This is a genomic window from Streptomyces sp. NBC_01314, assembly GCF_041435215.1.
Lineage (GTDB): Bacteria > Actinomycetota > Actinomycetes > Streptomycetales > Streptomycetaceae > Streptomyces.
In genome coordinates, this window is sequence record NZ_CP108394.1 from 8,326,146 (window position 1) to 8,343,940 (window position 17,795).

Sequence of the window (17,795 nt, forward strand, 5' to 3'; positions counted from 1 at the left end):
CGACCGGCAGCTTCGACGGCTGCCGCCCGGACGCCCCTGCTCCGGGTAACTTCCGTCCGGACGGGTCTGCTTCCCGCAACTTTCGTCCGGACACTTCTGCTGCCTGTGACTCCCGCACGGCCGACCACCTCTGTCGGCCCCGGCGGCCGGCCGATCCCAACCGGCCGGCCCCGGTCCGGCCGGCCCCGGTCCGGCCGGCCCCGGTCCGGCCGGCCCCGGTCCGGCCGGCCCCGGTCCGGCCGGCCCCGGTCCGGCCGGCCCCGGTCCGGCCGGCCCCGGTCCGGCCGGCCCCGGTCCGGCCCGGCGGATGATCCCGAACGGCCGGTCCGGCCCGGCGTCGGTCAGCCGATCTCAATCGTGATCTTCGATCCCTTGGCCGCCGTGTCGCCGCCGTCCACCGACTGGCCCTTCACCTCGTCGGCGAAGAATCCGAGGATGCCCCGGTCCTCCTCGACCTCGAAGCCGGCGTCCCGCAGCTTCCGGGTCGCCTCGTCGACGCTGTCGCCCACGACGTCCGGGACCTCGACCATCACGGGGCCCTTGGAGATCGTCAGGGTGACGGTGTCGCCCTCGCCGACCTGCTTGCCCGCGCCCGGCGACTGCTCGGCCACGAGCCCCTTGTCGAACTCGGAGTTGACCTGCTTCGAGGCGGTCTTCACCTTGAGGCCGGCCTCCTTCAGCTGGGCGGTGGCGTCGTCGACCGAGGAACCGGACAGCTCGGGCACCTCCACCGGGGCGCCCCGGCTGACCACGATCCTGACGGCGGAGCCCGAGGAGATCTCGGTGCCGGAGCCCGGTTCGGTGCCGATCACCTGTCCCCGGATGACCTCGTCGCTGAACTCCCTTGTCACCAGCCCCGGTTCGAGCCCGTCGTCCTTCAGCTGGCCCTTCGCCGCGTCCAGCCGGTTCCCCTTCAGGTCGGGCACCTTCACGGTCTCCGGGCCCTTGGAGATCGTTATCGTCACGATGTCGTTGTCCCGGATCCGCTCCCCGGGCGCCGGGTCGGTGCTGATCACCCTGCCGCGCTTCACGGTGTCGCTGAACGCCTGCTCGACGTCGACGTCCAGCCCGGCGCCCTGCAGCCGCTTCGTGGCGTCCGCCCGGCTCTGCTGCAGCACGGCCGGGACCTGTGTGAACTGGCCCGAGTTGATGTACCAGACGCCCCCACCCACACCGAGGACGAGCAGTACCGCGACGACGACCGCCAGCAGCCCGCGGCGGGGCGCCGGGGCGTTGCGCGGGCGCCGGGGTGGCGGCGGAGGCGACTCGAACCGGCTCGTACGGTTGTGGAGGTCGGGTTCCGGCGCCACCGACCGCGACACGGACAGCGAGCGCGGGATCACGCTCGTCCGGTCGTCCGCGTTGTCATGGCCCGCGGCTGTCGCCTGTGGCGGCACCGCGTCCAGCTGCTCGTCGCTCAGCCCCGCCCGCGCGTCCAGCGTCTGCGCGAGCAGCGCGACGGCGTCGTACGGCCGCAGCTCCGGATTGCGCGCGGTCGCCGAGGCGACCAGCGCGTCCAGCTCGTACGGCAGCCCCGGCACGACGGCCGACGGCGGCGGCACGTCGTCGTGCAGCGCGTGGTACAGCACCTGCGCGGGGGACTCCCCGCCGTGCGGCTTGCCGCCGGTGAGCATCTCGTAGAGCGTCACGCCGCACGCGTACACGTCGACACGGGTGTCGGTGGTGCCGTGCTCCAGCTGCTCGGGGGCGAGGTAGGAGACGGTGCCGAGGACGGTGCCGGTGGTGCTGGTGACGGTGTCCACGGCCCGTACGAGCCCGAAGTCGGCGACCTTGACCCGGCCGTCGTCCCCTATCAGCACGTTCTCCGGCTTCATGTCCCGGTGCACGAACCCGGCGCGGTGCGCGGCGCCGAGCGCGGCGAGCACCGGCTCCAGGATGTCCAGCGCCGCGCGGGGCTGCAGCGCCCCGCGGTCGCGCAGCACGTCACGGAGGGTGCAGCCGGCGACGTACTCCATCGCGAGATAGACGTACGGGCCGTCGGTGCCCTGGTCGTAGACCCCCACCACGTTCGGGTGGGACAGCCGTGCCACTGACTTGGCCTCACGGATGAACCGCTCGACGAACGTCCGGTCCGCGGCCAGCGTCGGATGCATCACCTTGAGCGCGAGCACACGGTCGAGGCGGGTGTCCACGGTCCGGTAGACCGTGGCCATGCCGCCGACCGCGATCCGCGCCTCGACTCGATACCGGCCGTCGAGCACATGGCCGACAAGCGGGTCCTGAAGGGTCGTGTCCACGCAGGTGAGTGTACGAGCCGCCGCCGACAGGCCCATAAGTCGCGTGGTACCGGAGACGTACTGCAGCAGAGCTGTGACCCGGAGCGCAGGGCTGTGACAGGCGGGCGCGCGGCGAAACTCGTTCGGCTGTTCGAGTGGGGGGCGGGTGGCGTGAGATCCGACTCAGAACGCGGGGCGCTCCGGATCCAGCCGCGCCAGCCCCTCGCCCGGCGACGACGCCTCCGCGAAGTGCCGACGGGGGATGCGGCCCGCCCGGTACGCCAGCCGCCCCGCCTCGACCGCGTGCCGCATGCCCTCGGCCATGAGGACCGGCTCCTGGGCCCGGGTCACGGCGGAGGCGAGCATGACCCCGGCGCACCCCAGCTCCATCGCGAGAGCGACGTCCGACGCCGTACCGGCACCCGCGTCGAGAATCACCGGCACGCGCGCGTGCTCCACGATCAGCTGGAAGTTGTGCGGGTTGCGGATGCCGAGCCCGGACCCGATGGGCGATCCGAGCGGCATGATCGCGGCACAGCCCACGTCCTCCAGTTTGCGCGCGAGCACGGGATCGTCGTTCGTGTACGGCAGCACGGTGAAACCGTCGTCGACGAGCGTCTCGGCCGCGTCGAGCAGTTCGATCGGATCGGGAAGCAGCGTGCGCTCGTCGGCGATGACCTCCAGCTTGACCAGGGACGTACCGAGCGCCTCGCGCGCGAGGCGGGCCGTCAGCACGGCCTCGCCCGCCGTGAAGCAGCCGGCCGTGTTGGGCAGCACCCGGATGCCGAGCCTGTCGAGCACGGACAGGACCGAGCCGTGCACGGACGCGTTCACGCGGCGCATCGCGACCGTCGTCAGCTCCGTGCCGGAGGCCACCAGCGCGCGCTCCAGGACGTCGAGGCTCGGCGCCCCGCCGGTGCCCATGATCAGACGGGACGAGTACGTCGTACCGCCGAGGACGAAGGGGTCGTCTGCCATGGGATCAGCCTCCTTGGACGGCTGTGAGGACCTCGACGCGGTCCCCCTCGGCGAGGGCGGTGGTCGTCCACCGCGCGCGCGGGACGACGGTTTCGTTGAGCGCGGCGGCGACACCGGCGGGCGACGGGGCGAGCGTCCGCACGAGCGCGTCGAGGGCCGTGCCCGGAGCGATCTGCCGACGCTCCCCGTTGACGAGGACGGTCAGTGTCCCGGTGGCGCTCATACGGGCTGCTCCAGGAGTTCACGGGCCGCGCCGGCGCGGAACCGCAAGGGTGTGAAGGCGCGGGCCTCCTCCGGCAGTTCACCGGTGGTCAGCACATGGGCCAGCACATCGCCGGTGACCGGGGTGAGGAGCACCCCGTTGCGGTGGTGGCCGGTCGCGAGGACCAGGCCGTCGAGCCCGGAGGGGCCGAGGAGCGGCGCGTTGTCGGGGGAGGCCGGGCGCAGGCCCGCGCGGGTCTCGGTGAGCGGGAGTTCGGTGATCCCGGGGACGAGTTCATGGGCGTCCCGCAGCAGTTCGTACACCCCGCCCGCGGTCACCGTGGTGTCCCAGCCCTGCTCCTCGCTGGTCGCGCCGACGACCAGTTCGCCGTTCGCGCGCGGCACCAGGTAGACATGGCTGCCGCGCACCACGGCCCGCACGGTACGGCTCAGGAAGGGCGCGTACTGCTTCGGCACGGTCAGCCGCAGCACCTGCCCCTTCACCGGTCGCACCGGGGGCAGCACGTCGTCCGGGACCCCGGCGAGCCGCCCGCTGAGGCTGCCCGCGGCGAGGACGACCTGCCCGGCGGACAGCCGGTCACCGTCACCGGCCCGGACCCCTGCGGCCCGCTCCCGGACCACCGACAGCTCCTCGGCCCAGCTCCGGTGGAATATGACGCCGGCGCGCTCGCAGGCCGCGACGAGGGCCCTGGAGAGCCGCCTCGGGTCGATCTGGTGGTCCCCGTCGACCCGCAGTCCGCCGCGCACGCCCGGCGCGAGCATCGGCTCCAGACGGCGGCAGTCGCGGCCGCTCAGCCACTCCGAGTCCAGGCCCGACCGGCGCTGCAGGGCGTGCAGTTCGCGCAAGTGGGCGCGGTCGTCGGCGTCGAGCGCGACGGCCAGGGTGCCCGAGCGGCGGTAGCCGAGGTCGAGGCCGGTCGCCTCCGTCAGCTCGGCCGCGAAGTCCGGGTAGCGGCGCGCGGACTCCAGGTTGAGCCCCAGCAGCGTCTGCTCGCCGTAGTGCAGTTCGGTGACCGCGGCGAGCATCCCGGCCGCCACCTGCGCGGCCCCGCCGCCGGGCGCGGGATCGACCACGGCCGTGGCGAAACCGCGCCGCGCGGCCCGCCACGCCGTGACGAGCCCGATGATTCCGCCCCCCACGACGAGGACGTCTGACGTGTGCGTACGCGACATGGGCGTCCAGCCCCTCCCTTCGCCGGCATGACCCGGATCAGGTTCGTACGGTCGGAGGCCGCCAGCCTCCCTCTCAGCCCGGTGCGTCCGGGCTCCCGCGAGTGCTCTACGTTGGCCCACCTTAGCCCTCGCCGTTCGTCCCAGTAAGGGAGCCTCCGCTCATGGTCCGCTCGCTCGACGGTCTCGTCCTCGCCCCGGTCGCGGACCAGGCCCCAGGTCAGGTGGGCACCCGCACCCGGTTCGCGTACCACGAGGGGGACGGCGAGATCTGGGCCGAGTACGCGGGCGGTGACGTCGTGCGCGGTCACCTCGTGGGCACGCGCGTGGGGGACCGGCTGGACTTCCGGTACGTACAGCTGAAGACCGACGGGACCACCGCGTCCGGGCACTGCCGGTCCCTGGTGGTCGAGCTGGCCGACGGGCGGGTCCGGCTGGAGGAGACCTGGGAGTGGGAGTCGCGGCCGGGCAGCGGTACGAGCGTGGTGGAGCAGATCGACGAGACCGCGGGCCGGCCGACGGAGAGCGACCGTCGACCCACCCGCTGAACGGCGGGTCCACCCGGCTCCCTGACTGACCGAATGTCAGTTGTCTATGGTGACCGGGTGAGCGAGCAGACGCAGCACAGGGGCGGAACGCCGGCGCGGCGCGTGGTCGTCGTGGGCGCGGGCATGGCCGGCGTGCAGACCGCGGTCGCCCTGCGTGAGAAGGGCTTCACCGGCGATGTGACGCTGATCGGCGCCGAGCCGCACCAGCCGTACGACCGGCCGCCGCTCTCCAAGGCCGTGCTGCTCGGCAAGGCCGAGGGCTCCGCCTTCGACGTCGACTTCGAGGCGCTCGGCATCGAACTCCGGCTGGGCCGCGAGGTGTCGGGCCTGCGCTTCGCCGACCACGAACTCGACACGGCCGCCGGGCCCGTCCCGTACGACCTCCTCGTCCTCGCGACCGGCGCGGAACCGATCCGGCTGCCGGGCGCCGAGGGCGTGCCCGGGGTGCATCTGCTGCGGACCCTGGACGACGCCGAGCGGCTGCGGCCCGTGCTGGCCCGGCAGCACGACATCGTGGTCGTGGGCGCGGGCTGGATCGGCGCCGAGTTCGCCACGGCCGCGCGCGAGGCGGGCTGCGCGGTGACGGTCGTCGAGGCGGCCGACCGCCCGCTCGCGGGCGCGCTCCCGGCGGAGGTGGCCGCGCCGATGACCGCCTGGTACGCCGACAGCGGGACCACCCTGCGCACCCACGCGCGCGTGGAGCGCGTCGAGCCCGGGACGGTGGTCCTGGACGACGGCACCCGGGTGCCGGCCGACGCGGTCGTCGTGGGGATCGGCGCGCGCCCCGCGACGGCCTGGCTGAAGGACTCGGGCATCGAACTCGGCGCACACGGCGAGGTGGTGGCCGACGACCACCTGCGCGCCTCCGCACCGGACGTCTACGCCGTCGGCGACTGCGCCTCCTTCCCCTCGGGCAGGTACGGCCGGCGCCTCCTCGTCCACCACTGGGACAACGCCCTCCAGGGCCCGCGCACGGTCGCCGCGAACATCGTCGGCGAGACCCCCGAGGCCTACGATCCCGTCCCCTACTTCTGGTCCGAGCAGTTCGGCCGCTTCGTCCAGTACGCCGGCCACCACGCCTCCGCCGACACCATGGTCCGGCGCGGCGACCCCACCGGCGCCGCCTGGTCGGTCTGCTGGCTCCGCGAGCACCGACTGGTCGCCCTCCTGGCGGTGGGCCGCCCCCGCGACCTGGCCCAGGGCCGCCGTCTGATCGAGGCGGGCACGCCGATGAACCCGGAGCTGCTGGAGGACCCGGCCAGGCCCCTGAAGGCGGCGACGGCGTAGCGGGCGGGCGCGTTTCCCCGCCGTCCGGCGCTCCGCGTACCCCCTGTCGGCTTTCGTCGGGGCGGCCCGGCTACCCACTGTCAGTCCCAGATGGCAGTCTTGGAGACGTGACCGAGATTGACGCAAAGATCGATGCTCTCGTCCCCGCGTGGCTGAACCTCCCCGACATCGCAGAAATGCTGGACGTCGAGGTGACCCGCGTGCGGCAGCTGGTGAAGGAAGGCCAGCTCATCGCCGTACGCCGTGGTGAGAACCGCGCGCTGCACGTCCCCGCCGCCTTCATCGACGAGGACAAGGTGGTCAAGGGCCTGACCGGCACCCTGACCCTGCTGAGGGACGACGGCTTCACCGACGAAGAGATGCTGGAGTGGCTCTTCACTCCGGACCCGAGCCTGCCCGGCACCCCGGCCCAGGCCCTGAGCGAGAATCGCGGCACGGAGGTGAAGCGCCGTGCCCAGGCGCTCGCCGTCTGACCGAAACACCTGAAGCACCGAAAAATAGTGACGCAGCCACCTGTGCGGCGTACGGGAGCCGTGCCCCTCGCGGGCCTCGGCTCCCGTACGCCGCACTGACAACGCACCGCCAACGGGGGACCGACGCATGCCCGACGCCGTCGCACAGCTCGCCGACGCCCGGCTCTACCTCTGCACGGACGCCCGTAAGCGCCAGGGTGACCTGCCGGAGTTCCTGGACGCGGTCCTGGGCGCCGGCGTGGACATCGTGCAGCTCCGCGACAAGGGCATGGAGGCGGCCGAGGAGCTGGAGCACCTCCAGGTCTTCGCGGACGCCTGCCGCCGGCACGGCAGGCTGCTCGCCGTCAACGACCGCGCGGACGTCGCCCACGCCATCGGCGCGGATGTGCTGCACCTCGGACAGGGCGACCTCCCCGTCCCCGCCGCCCGCGCCGTCCTCGGAGCCGACGTCCTCATGGGCCGCTCCACCCACGCCGAGGCAGAGGCCGCCGCCGCGGCCGTCCAGGAGGGCGTGGACTACTTCTGCACGGGCCCCTGCTGGCCCACCCCCACCAAGCCCGGCCGCCACGCCCCCGGCCTGGACCTCGTGCGGTACACCGCCGCCCTCGGCACCGACCGCCCCTGGTTCGCCATCGGCGGCATCGACCTCGGCAACCTCGACGAGGTCGTCGAGGCGGGCGCCCGCCGGGCCGTCGTCGTGCGGGCGATCACGGAGGCGGACGACCCCGGATCCGCCGCGGCGGAGTTCACCAAGCGCCTGCGCAGCCTCTAGCCGCCCCGCCCCCGGACCGCGGCTGTCCAAGGCGTGGACAACAGGTCGGCAAAGCGGACAAATATCCCAGCTCTGGTTGGGTGACGGCCGTGACCTGACTAACCTGCCGGTATGGCCCTAGGAACCGCTTCCACCAGGACTGATCACGCACGCACCGTGCGCGACATGCTCGCCACGGGCAGGACCACGTACTCCTTCGAGTTCTGGGCGCCCAAGACGGAGAAGGGCGAGCGGAACCTGTGGAACGCCCTCCGCAGGATCGAGGCGGTCGCCCCCAGCTTCGTCTCCGTGACGTACGGCGCCGGTGGCTCCACCCGGGCCGGCACGGTGAAGGCGACCGAGCAGATCGCCGCCGACACCACCCTCACCCCGGTCGCCCACCTCACCGCGGTCAGCCACTCCATCGCCGAGCTGCGCAACATCATCGGCCAGTACGCGGACGCCGGGATCCGCAACATGCTCGCGGTCCGCGGCGACCCGCCCGGCGACCCCATGGCCGAGTGGATCGCACATCCGCAGGGACTGACGTACGCCGCCGAACTCGTCCGGCTCATCAAGGAGTCGGGCGACTTCTGCGTGGGCGTCGCGGCCTTCCCGGAGATGCACCCGCGGTCCCCGGACTGGGACAGTGACGTGGCGCGCTTCGTCGACAAGTGCCGAGCCGGCGCCGACTACGCGATCACGCAGATGTTCTTCCACCCGGAGTCGTACCTCCGTCTGAGAGACGCGGTCGCGAAGGCCGGCTGCGAAACCCCTGTCATTCCCGAGGTCATGCCCGTCACCAGCGTGAAGATGCTGGAACGGTTGCCGCAACTCAGCAACGCCGCCATCCCGAACGCCCTGAAAGAGCGGATCGTCACAGCCAAAGACGATCCGGCCGCTGTACGCTCCATTGGCATCGAGTTCGCCACGGAGTTCTGCGCGAGGCTGCTGGACGAAGGAGTCCCCGGACTTCACTTCATCACCCTGAACAACTCCACTGCGACACTGGAAATCTACGAGAACCTGGGCCCGCACCATCCACCACGGGCCTAGACCGGTCGCACTCGCGTACGACACACTGCGTAGCGGCCACAGGGAGAGGGGCGTACATGGGCTGGACGGTCCTCTATATCGCGTTCGGTGTCGTCGCGTTGTGGCTGCTGGGTGAGGTGCTGCTGCAGTACAAGGCGCGTCTGCGCTGGCGGTTGCTCGCCTTCGCCGGTTTCCTCTGCGTCGTCCTCGGTGTGCTGATCCCCAACGTGATCGTCATCGCGCTGGGCGCGATCGGGTTCGCGGCCGGGCAGACCTACGTGACCCTCTCCTTCCGTCGCGGCTTCGAGGCCGGCTGGGCCGTCCGTCCGCGCTCCGATGAGGGCGAGGACGGCGCCAGGCCGGCCAAGGCCGGCAAGAAGCGGCGGCGCGGCGAACCCGACCGTCAGGACTCGACTCAGCAGGTCATGGACCTGGAGTCCACGGCGGCCGGAACGTACCGCCAGGGCGGCGACCCGCTCGACGACGACCGCGACGACGACGTGTTCGTCCGCCCGCAGTCCACGCCCTCCGCGGCCGCCGTCTACTCCCCGGAGCCCCTGCCGGACGACACCAACACCTACGGCGTCTACCGCGACGACAACGCCTACGCCGGCGCCCCCGACCAGCCCTACGCGACCGCCGACCAGTCCGCGCAGGACGAGGCCTTCGCCTACTACGGCTACGACCAGCAGGGCTACGGCTACGACCCGAACCAGCAGCAGTACGCCGCCTACTCCGACCCGTACATCGGCACGCAGACGTACGACGCCACGGCCTCGTACGACCAGTCCTACGGCCAGCAGGGATACGGTCAACAGGGCTACGTCCAGGACCAGTACGGCAACGGCGGCTACGGCGGCGAGACCCCGCCCGGCGGTGTCTGGGTCCCGCAGCAGCGCAACACCGACGACTCGTTCGACCCGTTCGGCTCCGGCCTCCCGGCGGACCAGCAGGACCCGCACCAGGGCAACGGCAACGGCCAGAACGGCAACGGCCAGAACGGCAACGGCCAGAGCGGCAACGGCCAGAGCGGCTACGACGAGCAGCAGTACCGTTTCTGAAGGCTCACCGGAATCCCGCTGAGCCCCGGCGGCTCACTGTGAACCGCGGAAGTCCGGTCCCTCCACGATCAGTCCGGCCACCAGCGCGCCCGACATCCCGGCGTGCGGGAGGCCGCCGCCGGGGTGGGACCAGCCGCCGACGGTGAACAGACCCGGTGTCGCGGTGGTGTTGGACGGGTGCAGCAGGCGGCCGTCGGCCGCGGCGAGCGCCGGCGCCGGAACCGCGCCCCCCTCCGCACCGGTCGTCCGCGCGATGTCGGCCGGGGTGCGGACCTCGTGCCAGAGAAGGCGCTCGCGCAGGTCGGGCACGGCACGCTCGGCGGTGGCGATCAGCCGCTCCGCCCGCTGATCGACGACGTCCGCGTCGGCCCGGCTCCGGTCGGGTTCGGCGGGGACCGCGCACGTGACCGTGACCGCCTCATGCTCGGAGTCCGGCACCAGTCCCGGATCGTCGGGGCGCAGCACCGTCACCGTGGGCCGCGCGACCATTCCGGGGGAAGGGCCGAACAGGAGGTCCAGCTCACCTTCGCGGTCCTCCGTGTGCACCACCGTCCGGTGCGCAGCGCCGTCCGGTCGGCGGCCACGCAGCGCCAGCAGCACGGTCAGACGGCTCGTCGCCCCCCGCTGGGCCGGTACGTCACCCGCACTCCGTACGGCCGACTGCCGCACCCATCGGCTCAGCGCCTCGGGCGCGACCCCGGCGACCACGAAGTCCGCCTCGGTCACCGCACCGTCCGCCAGCTCCACCCCGGCCGCCCGGCCGTCCTTCTCGACGATCCCCGTGACCTCGGCACCGAAGACGAACTCGACCTTCCGGGCCAGGCACCGCTCGTACAGCGCCCGCGCCAACTCCCGTATGCCGCCCCGGACGTACCAGGTCCCGAAGGCGTGGTCCAGGTACGGCAGGACCGCCGCGCTCGCCGGTACGTTCCTGGGGTCCAGCCCGTACGCGAGGGCGTGACTCTCCAGCAGGGCCGTCAGCCGGGGGTCGCGCAGCTCCCACGCGCCGACCTCGGCGAGCGTGCCGGCGCGGCGGGTGCGCAGAAGCCGTCTGTGGGGCACCGAGGGGTAGGGCTCGCGCTCGGCGAGCACCTGCCGGTCGGGCCACAGCGGCTCCTCCAGGAGGGGCCGCCGGGTACGGTCCCAGGCCTCGCGGGCGCGCACCAGGAAGTCGCCCCAGCGGTCGCCCGCGTCCGAGCCGAGCGCCGTGTTCAGGGCGGCGACCACGCCCGCGCGTGAGGCGTTGGGAAGCAGGAGGTCCGTGCCGTCCGCGAAGACGTGCCGGGCCGCCGGGTCGACCTGGACCAGGTCGACGCACTTCTCCAGCGGTTCCTTGCCGGTCTTGAGGAACAGATCGCGGTAGACGGCGGGCAGTGGCAGCAGCCCCGGGCCCGTGTCGAACGCGAAGCCTTCGCGCTCGAAGCGGCCCACGGCTCCGCCGTAGGTCGCCGTGCTCTCGTGCACCACCACGCTGTGGCCCGCGACGGCCAGCCGGGCGGCGGCTGCCATCGCGCCGAGGCCGGCGCCGATCACCGCGATTCTTGCCATGGCAGCGACTTTATCGGCCGCCACTGACAGTTCGATCTCGTGGGATGGCTCGGGGCGCGGTTGTTCGGCGACTGCGGGGAGTAGGAACGCGGACGCGATCGTCACCAGTTGGCAACAGAGAGGTCTGGGGGTGAGTACGCAGGGCTGAGTACCCGTACTCAGCCGGGGAGATGAGTACGCGTACGGATGGGCTCCCACCTGCGGGAACGGGAGAGTGGAGGCACGGGAAGGGGCGCGGCTCCGGTACCGCCGGCACGGGGCGGCGGAACGGCTCTCGCTCTTACCGCTCCTTCCGTCGACATGGGTCGGCGGGAGCGAGGCACGGGGGAGTACGGGGGATACGGGGGATACGGGAAAGCGCCGGTTCGAGGTGGCCGCGGGGGACGCGGCCGGTTCGAACCGGCGCCCTCGTCCGTGCTCCGGTCCGGTCAGCGGTTTCCGCTCACCCGGCCCTGGAGCAGCCGGGACAGCGCGGCGTGGACATCGTCCAGGGAGCGATCCGGCTGGAAGGCCTTCCAGTCCAGGGCGGCCACCAGGACCATGCCGACCAGGGCCGACGCCGTCAGGCCGATGTCGATCTCGTCGCTCAGCTCGCCCCCCTCGACGCCCTCGCGCAGCACGCCCTCGACGACCGCGACCGCCTGCTGCCGGACGACCATCAGCGTGGACTGCCAGGCGCGGTTGGTGCGCCAGAGCTCGGCCACGTAGAGCTGGGTGAAGGACGGGTAGCGGTCGATGAAGTGGAGTCCGGCGCGGATCATCGCGTCCAGGGAGGCGACCCTGCTGCCGCCCTCCCGCGCGGTCCGCTCGGCGGCCTCCCGGAGGGAGGCGGTGAGGAGTTCCACGCCGTGCCGCAGCAGCTCCTCGAAGAGGACCGACTTGCTTGCGAAGTTGTAGTAGACGGTGCCCTTGGCGACGCCTGCGCGCTCGGCGATCTCGTCCACCGTGGTCGCGGAGAACCCCTGCTCCGCGATGAGGGTGACGGCCGCCTCGTAGAGTTTCTGCCGGGTCGCCTCGCGGCGGCCCCCGCCTGCGCCGCCGGGGGCGTTGCTGCTTTCCATGGCCCTGATTGTCACAGGAACCGTGCCGTGCGCGGTCACAGGCTCAACTCCGGGTGCAGCCGGTCCAGCGTCCACACCTGCTTGCGGCGGGCGGACAGGGCGGTCAGCGCGAGGGCGCCGACGGTGAAGGCCACCAGAACCGCGCAGGCGTCCCGGACAGGGCCCAGACCGCCGCCCGTGATGAGCCTTCTGAGGGCGTCGACGACATGGCTCATCGGCAGGAAGGGATGGACCGCGTTGAAGAAGTCCGGGCTGGTCTGCACGGGATACGTGCCGCCCGCGGACGTCAACTGCAGCATCAGGAAGGCGAGGACGAGGATCCGGCCCGCCGCCCCGAAACGGGCGTTGAGCCACTGCACGATCGCCGCGAAGCACGCCGTCACCAGGAACAGGAAGCCCACCGTCCCGGCCGCCCGCGCCATCTCCAGGCCGACCGCCCAGTGCAGCACCGCCATCAGCGCGACCGTCTGCAGCGCACCCAGGGCGGCCACCGGAAGCCAGCCCGCCAGCGCGATCCGCCACGCCGGGGCGCCCGCCGCGAGGGCCCGCCGGTTGAGCGGCTGGATCAGCATGTACGCCACCATCGCGCCCACCCACAGGGACAGCGGGATGAAGTACGGGGCGAACCCGGTGCCGTAGTTGGGCGCCTTGTGCAGGTCCCTGTTGGCCAACCGCACCGGGTCGGCCATCACTTCGGTACGCCGGTCGCGGTCCCGTTCGTCGTAGTCCGGGATCTGCTCGGCCCCGTCGTGCAGGCCGCCCGCGAGCTTCCCGGAGCCGTCGGCCAGCTTGTACATGCCGCCCTTGAGGTCGACCGCGCCCGTCTTGAGGGTGCCGACGCCGGTGTCCAGGTCCTCCGCGCCGGTCTTCGCGGTGCCGAGGCCCGTGTGGAGCGTGCTGGCACCCTTGGCGACCTTCGTGGCGCCCTTGTCGAGCGCGTTCACCTTGGCGACGGCGTCGTCGAGGTCCGTGGACAGGGTGGGCGCCGCCTTCGCCAGGGCGCGGGCCTGCTTCTCCAGGGTCTCCAGGTCCTTGTCGAAGGCCTTGATGTCACCGTCGTAGTTCTTCACCACGGTGTTGACGTCCTCGGCGAGCACGGCCGCCTCCGCCGCCGCGTCCTTGGCCTTCTTCAGGTCCGCGCAGGCCGTGTCGGGCAGCACGGCCTCCTCGCAGCGCCTCTTGTGGACGTCGTCCAGGGTGTCCGCGGCGGCACGGGTGCCGGTCGCGGCGGCCGGTGCCGTCTCGACGAACGCGTCGAGGTGGTCCCGGATCGTGGCCGCCGAGTCGGCGACCAGGGTGGCGGTGTCGGCGATCGTGTCGCCGTTCTCCTTCAGGAAGGGCCGTACCTGGTCCGCTGCGGCGCCGACCTTGTCGGCGAGCTTGCCGGTGCCGTCCGCGACCTGTTGAGCGCCGTCCTCCAGGTCACCCGCGCCCTCGTCCAGGTCCTTCAGCCCGCCGGACAGCTCCCCGCTGCCCTCCTTGGCCGTCTTCAGGCCGTCCGCGAGGTCCTTGGAGCCCTTCTCCGCCTTGTCGATGCCGCCCTTGAGGTCGTCGGCGCCGTCCGCCGCCTCCTCGGTCTTCCCGTGGATGTCCGAGAACGAGATGAAGATCCGGTCCAGGAACGACCGTGAGGCCTTCGTCGACGCCGCCGTCCGCACCTCAGAGAACACCGTCCGCGAGATCTGCCCGACGATGTAGTTGTTCGCGTCGTTCGTCCGCACCTGGAGAGCGCCGGTCTCCGGCACGTCCCCGGAACTCGACGCGATCCGCTCGCTGAAGTCCTTCGGCATGGTCAGCGACAGGTAGTACGTGCCGTCCTCGACGCCCGCACGGGCCTCGGCGGCGCTCACCCGGTGCCACTCGAAGGTGTCGCTCTCCCGCAGCCCCTCGGCGATGTCGTCGCCCGCGGTCAGCCTCTCCTTGCCGACCGACGCCCCCTTGTCGTCGTTCACCAACGCCACGGGGACGCGGTCCAGACGGCCGTACGGGTCCCAGAAGGACCACAGGTACAGAGCCCCGTACAGCAACGGCAGCAGCAGGAGCGAGACCAGCGCGGCGCGCGGCAGCTTCCCCCGGCCGAAGCGCCTGAGCTCAAGCGCGGCGAGTCTCGGCGAGCGCATCGGCCGTCTCCTTGTCGGTGTTGTCGGTGTTGTCGTGGGTGTCGTCGTTGTTGTTGCCGTCTTCGCCGGTGCCGGCACCGGCACCCGTACGAGCACTCGTACCTGCGCCGGTGCCGGTGTCCGCGCCGGTGTCCGTCGCGGTTTCGCTGTCGGGCTCGGAGGCTTCGCGTACGCCCTCACGCGCGCGTGCGCCTCCGTCCGGCCCCGTCGACACGACGACCGCTCCTTCCGGGGCCTCGCCGCACACCGCCACCACCGTGATCCCGGACTCGGTGAGGGACCTCAACAGGGTCCACATCTCGGCCCGTTCGGCGTCGGAGAGCTTCAGGTCGGTGTCGTCGACGCCGAGCAGCCGGGGTCGGCCGACGAGCGCGAGGGCGACGGACAGCCGCAGGGCCTCCATCCGGTCCAGGTCGCGCACGGCGGTCCTGGAGCCCTTGGGCAGGGCCTCGCGGTCGAGTCCGGCCGCGGTCAGGGCGGCCTCGATCCGGCCCTTCGCCTCGGCGGCGCGCTCGGCCCGGGGGCGCAGCAGCCCGCGCAGGGAGCCGTCGAACCGCCGCTGCAGCAGTGCCCGTTCGCGCAGGTGCTCCCCGACGGTCAGAGCCGGGTCGAGGTCGGTCACACCGGGGACATGGGCGAGGGCGCTGATCCGGCGCACGGCCGCCATCCGCTTCGGCAGCCGCAGGGAGCCGACCGTCGCCTCGCCCTCGCTCGGCTTCATCCGCCCGGTGAGCGCGAGCAGCAGACAGGTCCGGCCCGACCCGGACGGCCCCTCGACCGCGACCAGCGAGCCGGCCTCCGCGCCGAACCGCACACCCCGGAACGCCCAGCCGCGCGGCCCCTTGAGGCCGAACCCCTCGGCACCGACGGCGACACCGCGGGCCGTCCCCTGCCCGGCGTCCGTCTCCCCTGGCTCTGCCATGTCCCCCAAGCCTCTCCGTGCTTTTGTACTGACTGGTCAGTGCAGAAACTACTCCGAACCTCTGATCGAAGCAAAAGGGCAGGTCAGAACGGATTGTCAGTGGCATACCGCACGATGGGCACATACGGCACCTCGTGTCAGGGCGTGCCGTCCGCAGACGACAGGAGGTTCGTCATGGCCAGCCACCACGCAGCAGCCGCCAACCGGCGCCGTGCCACCGGCCCTGCCCCCTCACTGACCGGCCCGCCGGGCGACGTGCACCCCGTGCTGCGCAGGGCGACGGCCCCGCCCGCCGCCCTCGACCTGCTCGCCCAGGCCCGCTCCGGACTCGACGAGGCGTCCGGCCACCTGACGCCCAACGAGCGGTACGCCACCGCCCACCTGGCCGCCCTGCGCACCGCCGCCGCGGTGCTCGCCGCCCGGGGCCGCCCGGAACTCACCCCGAAGCGCCGCGCCAAGATCAGGAGCGCCTGGGAAGTGCTCCCCGAGATAGCGCCCGAACTCACCGAGTGGAGCGCGCTGTTCGCCTCCGGCGCCGCCCGCCGCGCGCGCGCCGAGGCGGACATCCAGGGCGCGGCGAGCGCACGGGACGCCGACGACCTCATACGCGACGTGGCGATGTTCCTGCGCCTCGTCGAGCGGATGCTGGTGCTCCAGCCGGTGCTGCCCCAGCCCCGGCGGGACGGCACCCCGGGGATACCGGACGCGGGCTGACCGACCGCCCCGGCGCCGCCCATTAGGGTTGGGGCATCAGCACCCTCCACCGCGCCCCCGGGCCCGGCGGAGACGCAAGCCCATCGCCCCGCCGCACGCCAGGCGGTGCCGCCCGAGGAGTCAACTGCCGTGTCGGACCCGATGCGCCCACCCGTCTCCCACCACCACTCCCAGACGACGTCGCTGCGCTCCGATCCCTCCCGACCCCGCGCCTCCCTCCGTACCGCCGTGGTCTGGGAGGTCCTCCAGGACGCCCTCGACCGCCGGGTGAAGGCCACGGGACGTGCGTCGCTCGACGTGCTGGACACCGGGGGCGGCAGCGGCAAGTTCGCGGTGCCCGTGGCCCGCCTCGGCCACCGCGTCACCGTCGTCGACCCCAGCCCGAACGCGTTGTTCGCGCTGGAGCGCCGAACCGCCGAAGCCGGCGTCGCCGAACGGGTGCGGGGCGTCCAGGGCGACGCGCACGGCCTCTTCGACGTCGTCGAGCGCGGCGGGTACGACGCCGTGCTCTGCCACGGCGTCCTGGAGTACGTGGACGATCCCGCCGAAGGCATCGGCAACGCGGTCGCCGCGCTGCGCCCCGAGGGCGTGCTCAGCCTGCTCGCCGCCGGCCTGGGCGGCGCGGTGCTCGCGCGGGCCCTCGCCGGGCACTTCAAGGAGGCCCGGCAGGCGCTCGACGACCCGAACGGACGCTGGGGCGAGGGTGATCCGGTTCCCCACCGCTTCACCGCCGAGCAGCTCACCGCGCTCGTCGAGGGTGCGGGCCTGGAGGTCGCCGCCGTGCACGGCGTCCGGGTCTTCGCCGACCTGGTCCCCGGCGTCCTCGTCGACACCGAGCCCGGCGCCCTGGACGCCCTGCTCAAGCTGGAGGCGGCGGTCGCCGAACTGCCCGCCTTCCACTCCGTGGCCACGCAACTTCACGTGCTGGGCGAGACGCGAGGGGTCGCTGAGTCCTGATTCGTCCCCGGCGCGCATGAGGGTGACCCGCTGATCAGGGGCTCGGCGGCGGATGGAGTACGCCACAGGCCCCCCGATCGCGCGCTCGGAGCCGTATGATCGAGGGAGGCCGTTCCGGCATGACGGGCCGTCCGCTGGGGAATTCACACCTCAGCGGGTCGGGGTGCCATGGCGGGTTCCGGTTGGCGAATTGGCGTAGAGGGGCGGGTTTCAAGGGGGCGATTCCCTGCCTATCCTGAAGAGGACCCCCCGGGTCGCCCCGGCGACCGCACGATGAGGAGGACTCCGTGCCGCTCTCAGAGCACGAGCAGCGCATGCTCGAGCAGATGGAGCGAGCGCTGTACGCCGAAGATCCCAAGTTCGCGTCAGCGCTTGAGGGAAGCGGGCTGCGTACGTACACCCGGCGGCGGGTCTACCAGGCGGTCGCGGGCTTTCTAGTGGGTATCGCGCTCCTCATGGCCGGAATGGTCGCACAGCAGATCTGGGTCAGTGTGGTGGGGTTCCTCGTCATGCTGGGCTGCGCCGTGCTCGCCGTCACCGGTTGGCGCAAGGCCCCCAAGCCGGGTGAACAGCCCACCGGTGCCACAGGCTCCACCGGTGCGCGTCAGACACGACAGCGCCGCTCCATGATGGACCGAATCGAACAGCGCTGGCAGCGCCGTCGTGACGAGCAGGGCGGCCACTGAGCCCGCCGGAGCGCCGATCCGACAG

Annotated in this window: 17 protein-coding genes and 1 riboswitch; of the genes, 9 read left to right on the forward strand and 8 right to left on the reverse strand. The window is 72.5% G+C overall.

Going from position 1 to position 17,795, the window contains the following annotated elements; all coding sequences use genetic code 11:
- Positions 1-341: 341 nt before the first annotated feature.
- The 4 genes from pknB to thiO all read right to left on the reverse strand — a co-directional run bounded on the left by pknB (position 342) and on the right by thiO (position 4,610).
- Positions 342-2,258 (reverse strand): Stk1 family PASTA domain-containing Ser/Thr kinase, encoded by a 1,917-nt coding sequence (gene pknB / locus OG622_RS36565; protein ID WP_371580904.1) that lies wholly within the window; start codon positions 2,256-2,258, stop codon positions 342-344.
- Positions 2,259-2,420: 162 nt separating this feature from the next.
- Complete coding sequence (locus OG622_RS36570) at positions 2,421-3,215, reverse strand: thiazole synthase (RefSeq protein ID WP_371580905.1); 795 nt, start codon at positions 3,213-3,215, stop codon at positions 2,421-2,423.
- A gap of 4 nt (positions 3,216-3,219) precedes the next feature.
- Positions 3,220-3,420, reverse strand: a complete 201-nt coding sequence (thiS, locus tag OG622_RS36575; RefSeq protein ID WP_371584336.1) for a sulfur carrier protein ThiS — start codon at positions 3,418-3,420, stop codon at positions 3,220-3,222.
- Positions 3,421-3,434: 14 nt separating this feature from the next.
- Entirely contained in the window at positions 3,435-4,610 is a 1,176-nt protein-coding gene (gene thiO, locus OG622_RS36580) for a glycine oxidase ThiO (RefSeq protein WP_371580906.1), read from the reverse strand.
- Positions 4,608-4,719: riboswitch (TPP riboswitch) on the reverse strand. Its footprint overlaps the gene before it by 3 nt.
- Positions 4,720-4,771: 52 nt before the next feature.
- Here thiO and OG622_RS36585 point away from each other — a divergent pair.
- The 6 genes from OG622_RS36585 (at position 4,772) to OG622_RS36610 (ending at position 9,762) form a co-directional block, all read left to right on the forward strand.
- Positions 4,772-5,155 carry a hypothetical protein gene (locus OG622_RS36585; RefSeq protein ID WP_371580907.1) on the forward strand — a complete coding sequence of 128 codons (384 nt, stop codon included), beginning with the start codon at positions 4,772-4,774 and terminating at the stop codon, positions 5,153-5,155.
- 57 nt (positions 5,156-5,212) lie between these two features.
- The gene (locus tag OG622_RS36590) at positions 5,213-6,442 is read left to right on the forward strand and encodes an NAD(P)/FAD-dependent oxidoreductase (RefSeq protein WP_371580908.1); all 1,230 of its coding nucleotides are present in this window, start codon (positions 5,213-5,215) and stop codon (positions 6,440-6,442) included.
- 107 nt (positions 6,443-6,549) lie between these two features.
- A complete protein-coding gene (locus OG622_RS36595) occupies positions 6,550-6,915 on the forward strand; it encodes an Rv2175c family DNA-binding protein (protein WP_286257474.1) in 366 nt (121 codons plus the stop codon).
- Positions 6,916-7,042: 127 nt separating this feature from the next.
- Positions 7,043-7,687 (forward strand): thiamine phosphate synthase, encoded by a 645-nt coding sequence (thiE, locus tag OG622_RS36600; RefSeq protein WP_371580909.1) that lies wholly within the window; start codon positions 7,043-7,045, stop codon positions 7,685-7,687.
- A 111-nt stretch (positions 7,688-7,798) separates the two neighbouring features.
- Positions 7,799-8,722: a methylenetetrahydrofolate reductase [NAD(P)H] gene (metF, locus tag OG622_RS36605; protein ID WP_371580910.1), complete on the forward strand. Its 924-nt coding sequence runs from the start codon at positions 7,799-7,801 to the stop codon at positions 8,720-8,722.
- Between the two features lie 56 nt (positions 8,723-8,778).
- The gene (locus tag OG622_RS36610) at positions 8,779-9,762 is read left to right on the forward strand and encodes a hypothetical protein (protein ID WP_371580911.1); all 984 of its coding nucleotides are present in this window, start codon (positions 8,779-8,781) and stop codon (positions 9,760-9,762) included.
- A gap of 33 nt (positions 9,763-9,795) precedes the next feature.
- Here OG622_RS36610 and OG622_RS36615 read toward each other — a convergent pair whose 3' ends face one another.
- The 4 genes from OG622_RS36615 to OG622_RS36630 all read right to left on the reverse strand — a co-directional run bounded on the left by OG622_RS36615 (position 9,796) and on the right by OG622_RS36630 (position 15,413).
- A complete protein-coding gene (locus OG622_RS36615; protein WP_371580912.1) occupies positions 9,796-11,310 on the reverse strand; it encodes a phytoene desaturase family protein in 1,515 nt (504 codons plus the stop codon).
- Between the two features lie 428 nt (positions 11,311-11,738).
- Positions 11,739-12,371 (reverse strand): TetR/AcrR family transcriptional regulator, encoded by a 633-nt coding sequence (locus OG622_RS36620; RefSeq protein WP_371580913.1) that lies wholly within the window; start codon positions 12,369-12,371, stop codon positions 11,739-11,741.
- Positions 12,372-12,406: 35 nt separating this feature from the next.
- Complete coding sequence (locus tag OG622_RS36625; protein ID WP_371580914.1) at positions 12,407-14,491, reverse strand: YhgE/Pip family protein; 2,085 nt, start codon at positions 14,489-14,491, stop codon at positions 12,407-12,409.
- Positions 14,463-15,413 carry an ATP-binding cassette domain-containing protein gene (locus OG622_RS36630; protein ID WP_371580915.1) on the reverse strand — a complete coding sequence of 317 codons (951 nt, stop codon included), beginning with the start codon at positions 15,411-15,413 and terminating at the stop codon, positions 14,463-14,465. Before OG622_RS36630 ends, OG622_RS36625 begins: the two co-directional genes overlap by 29 nt.
- A gap of 174 nt (positions 15,414-15,587) precedes the next feature.
- Here OG622_RS36630 and OG622_RS36635 point away from each other — a divergent pair, with 174 nt between their 5' ends.
- The 3 genes from OG622_RS36635 (at position 15,588) to OG622_RS36645 (ending at position 17,770) form a co-directional block, all read left to right on the forward strand.
- Complete coding sequence (locus tag OG622_RS36635) at positions 15,588-16,127, forward strand: SAV_6107 family HEPN domain-containing protein (protein WP_371580916.1); 540 nt, start codon at positions 15,588-15,590, stop codon at positions 16,125-16,127.
- 129 nt (positions 16,128-16,256) lie between these two features.
- Positions 16,257-17,084 carry a methyltransferase gene (locus tag OG622_RS36640; protein WP_371580917.1) on the forward strand — a complete coding sequence of 276 codons (828 nt, stop codon included), beginning with the start codon at positions 16,257-16,259 and terminating at the stop codon, positions 17,082-17,084.
- A 287-nt stretch (positions 17,085-17,371) separates the two neighbouring features.
- Positions 17,372-17,770 (forward strand): DUF3040 domain-containing protein, encoded by a 399-nt coding sequence (locus OG622_RS36645; RefSeq protein WP_371580918.1) that lies wholly within the window; start codon positions 17,372-17,374, stop codon positions 17,768-17,770.
- The last annotated feature ends 25 nt before the right edge of the window (positions 17,771-17,795 follow it).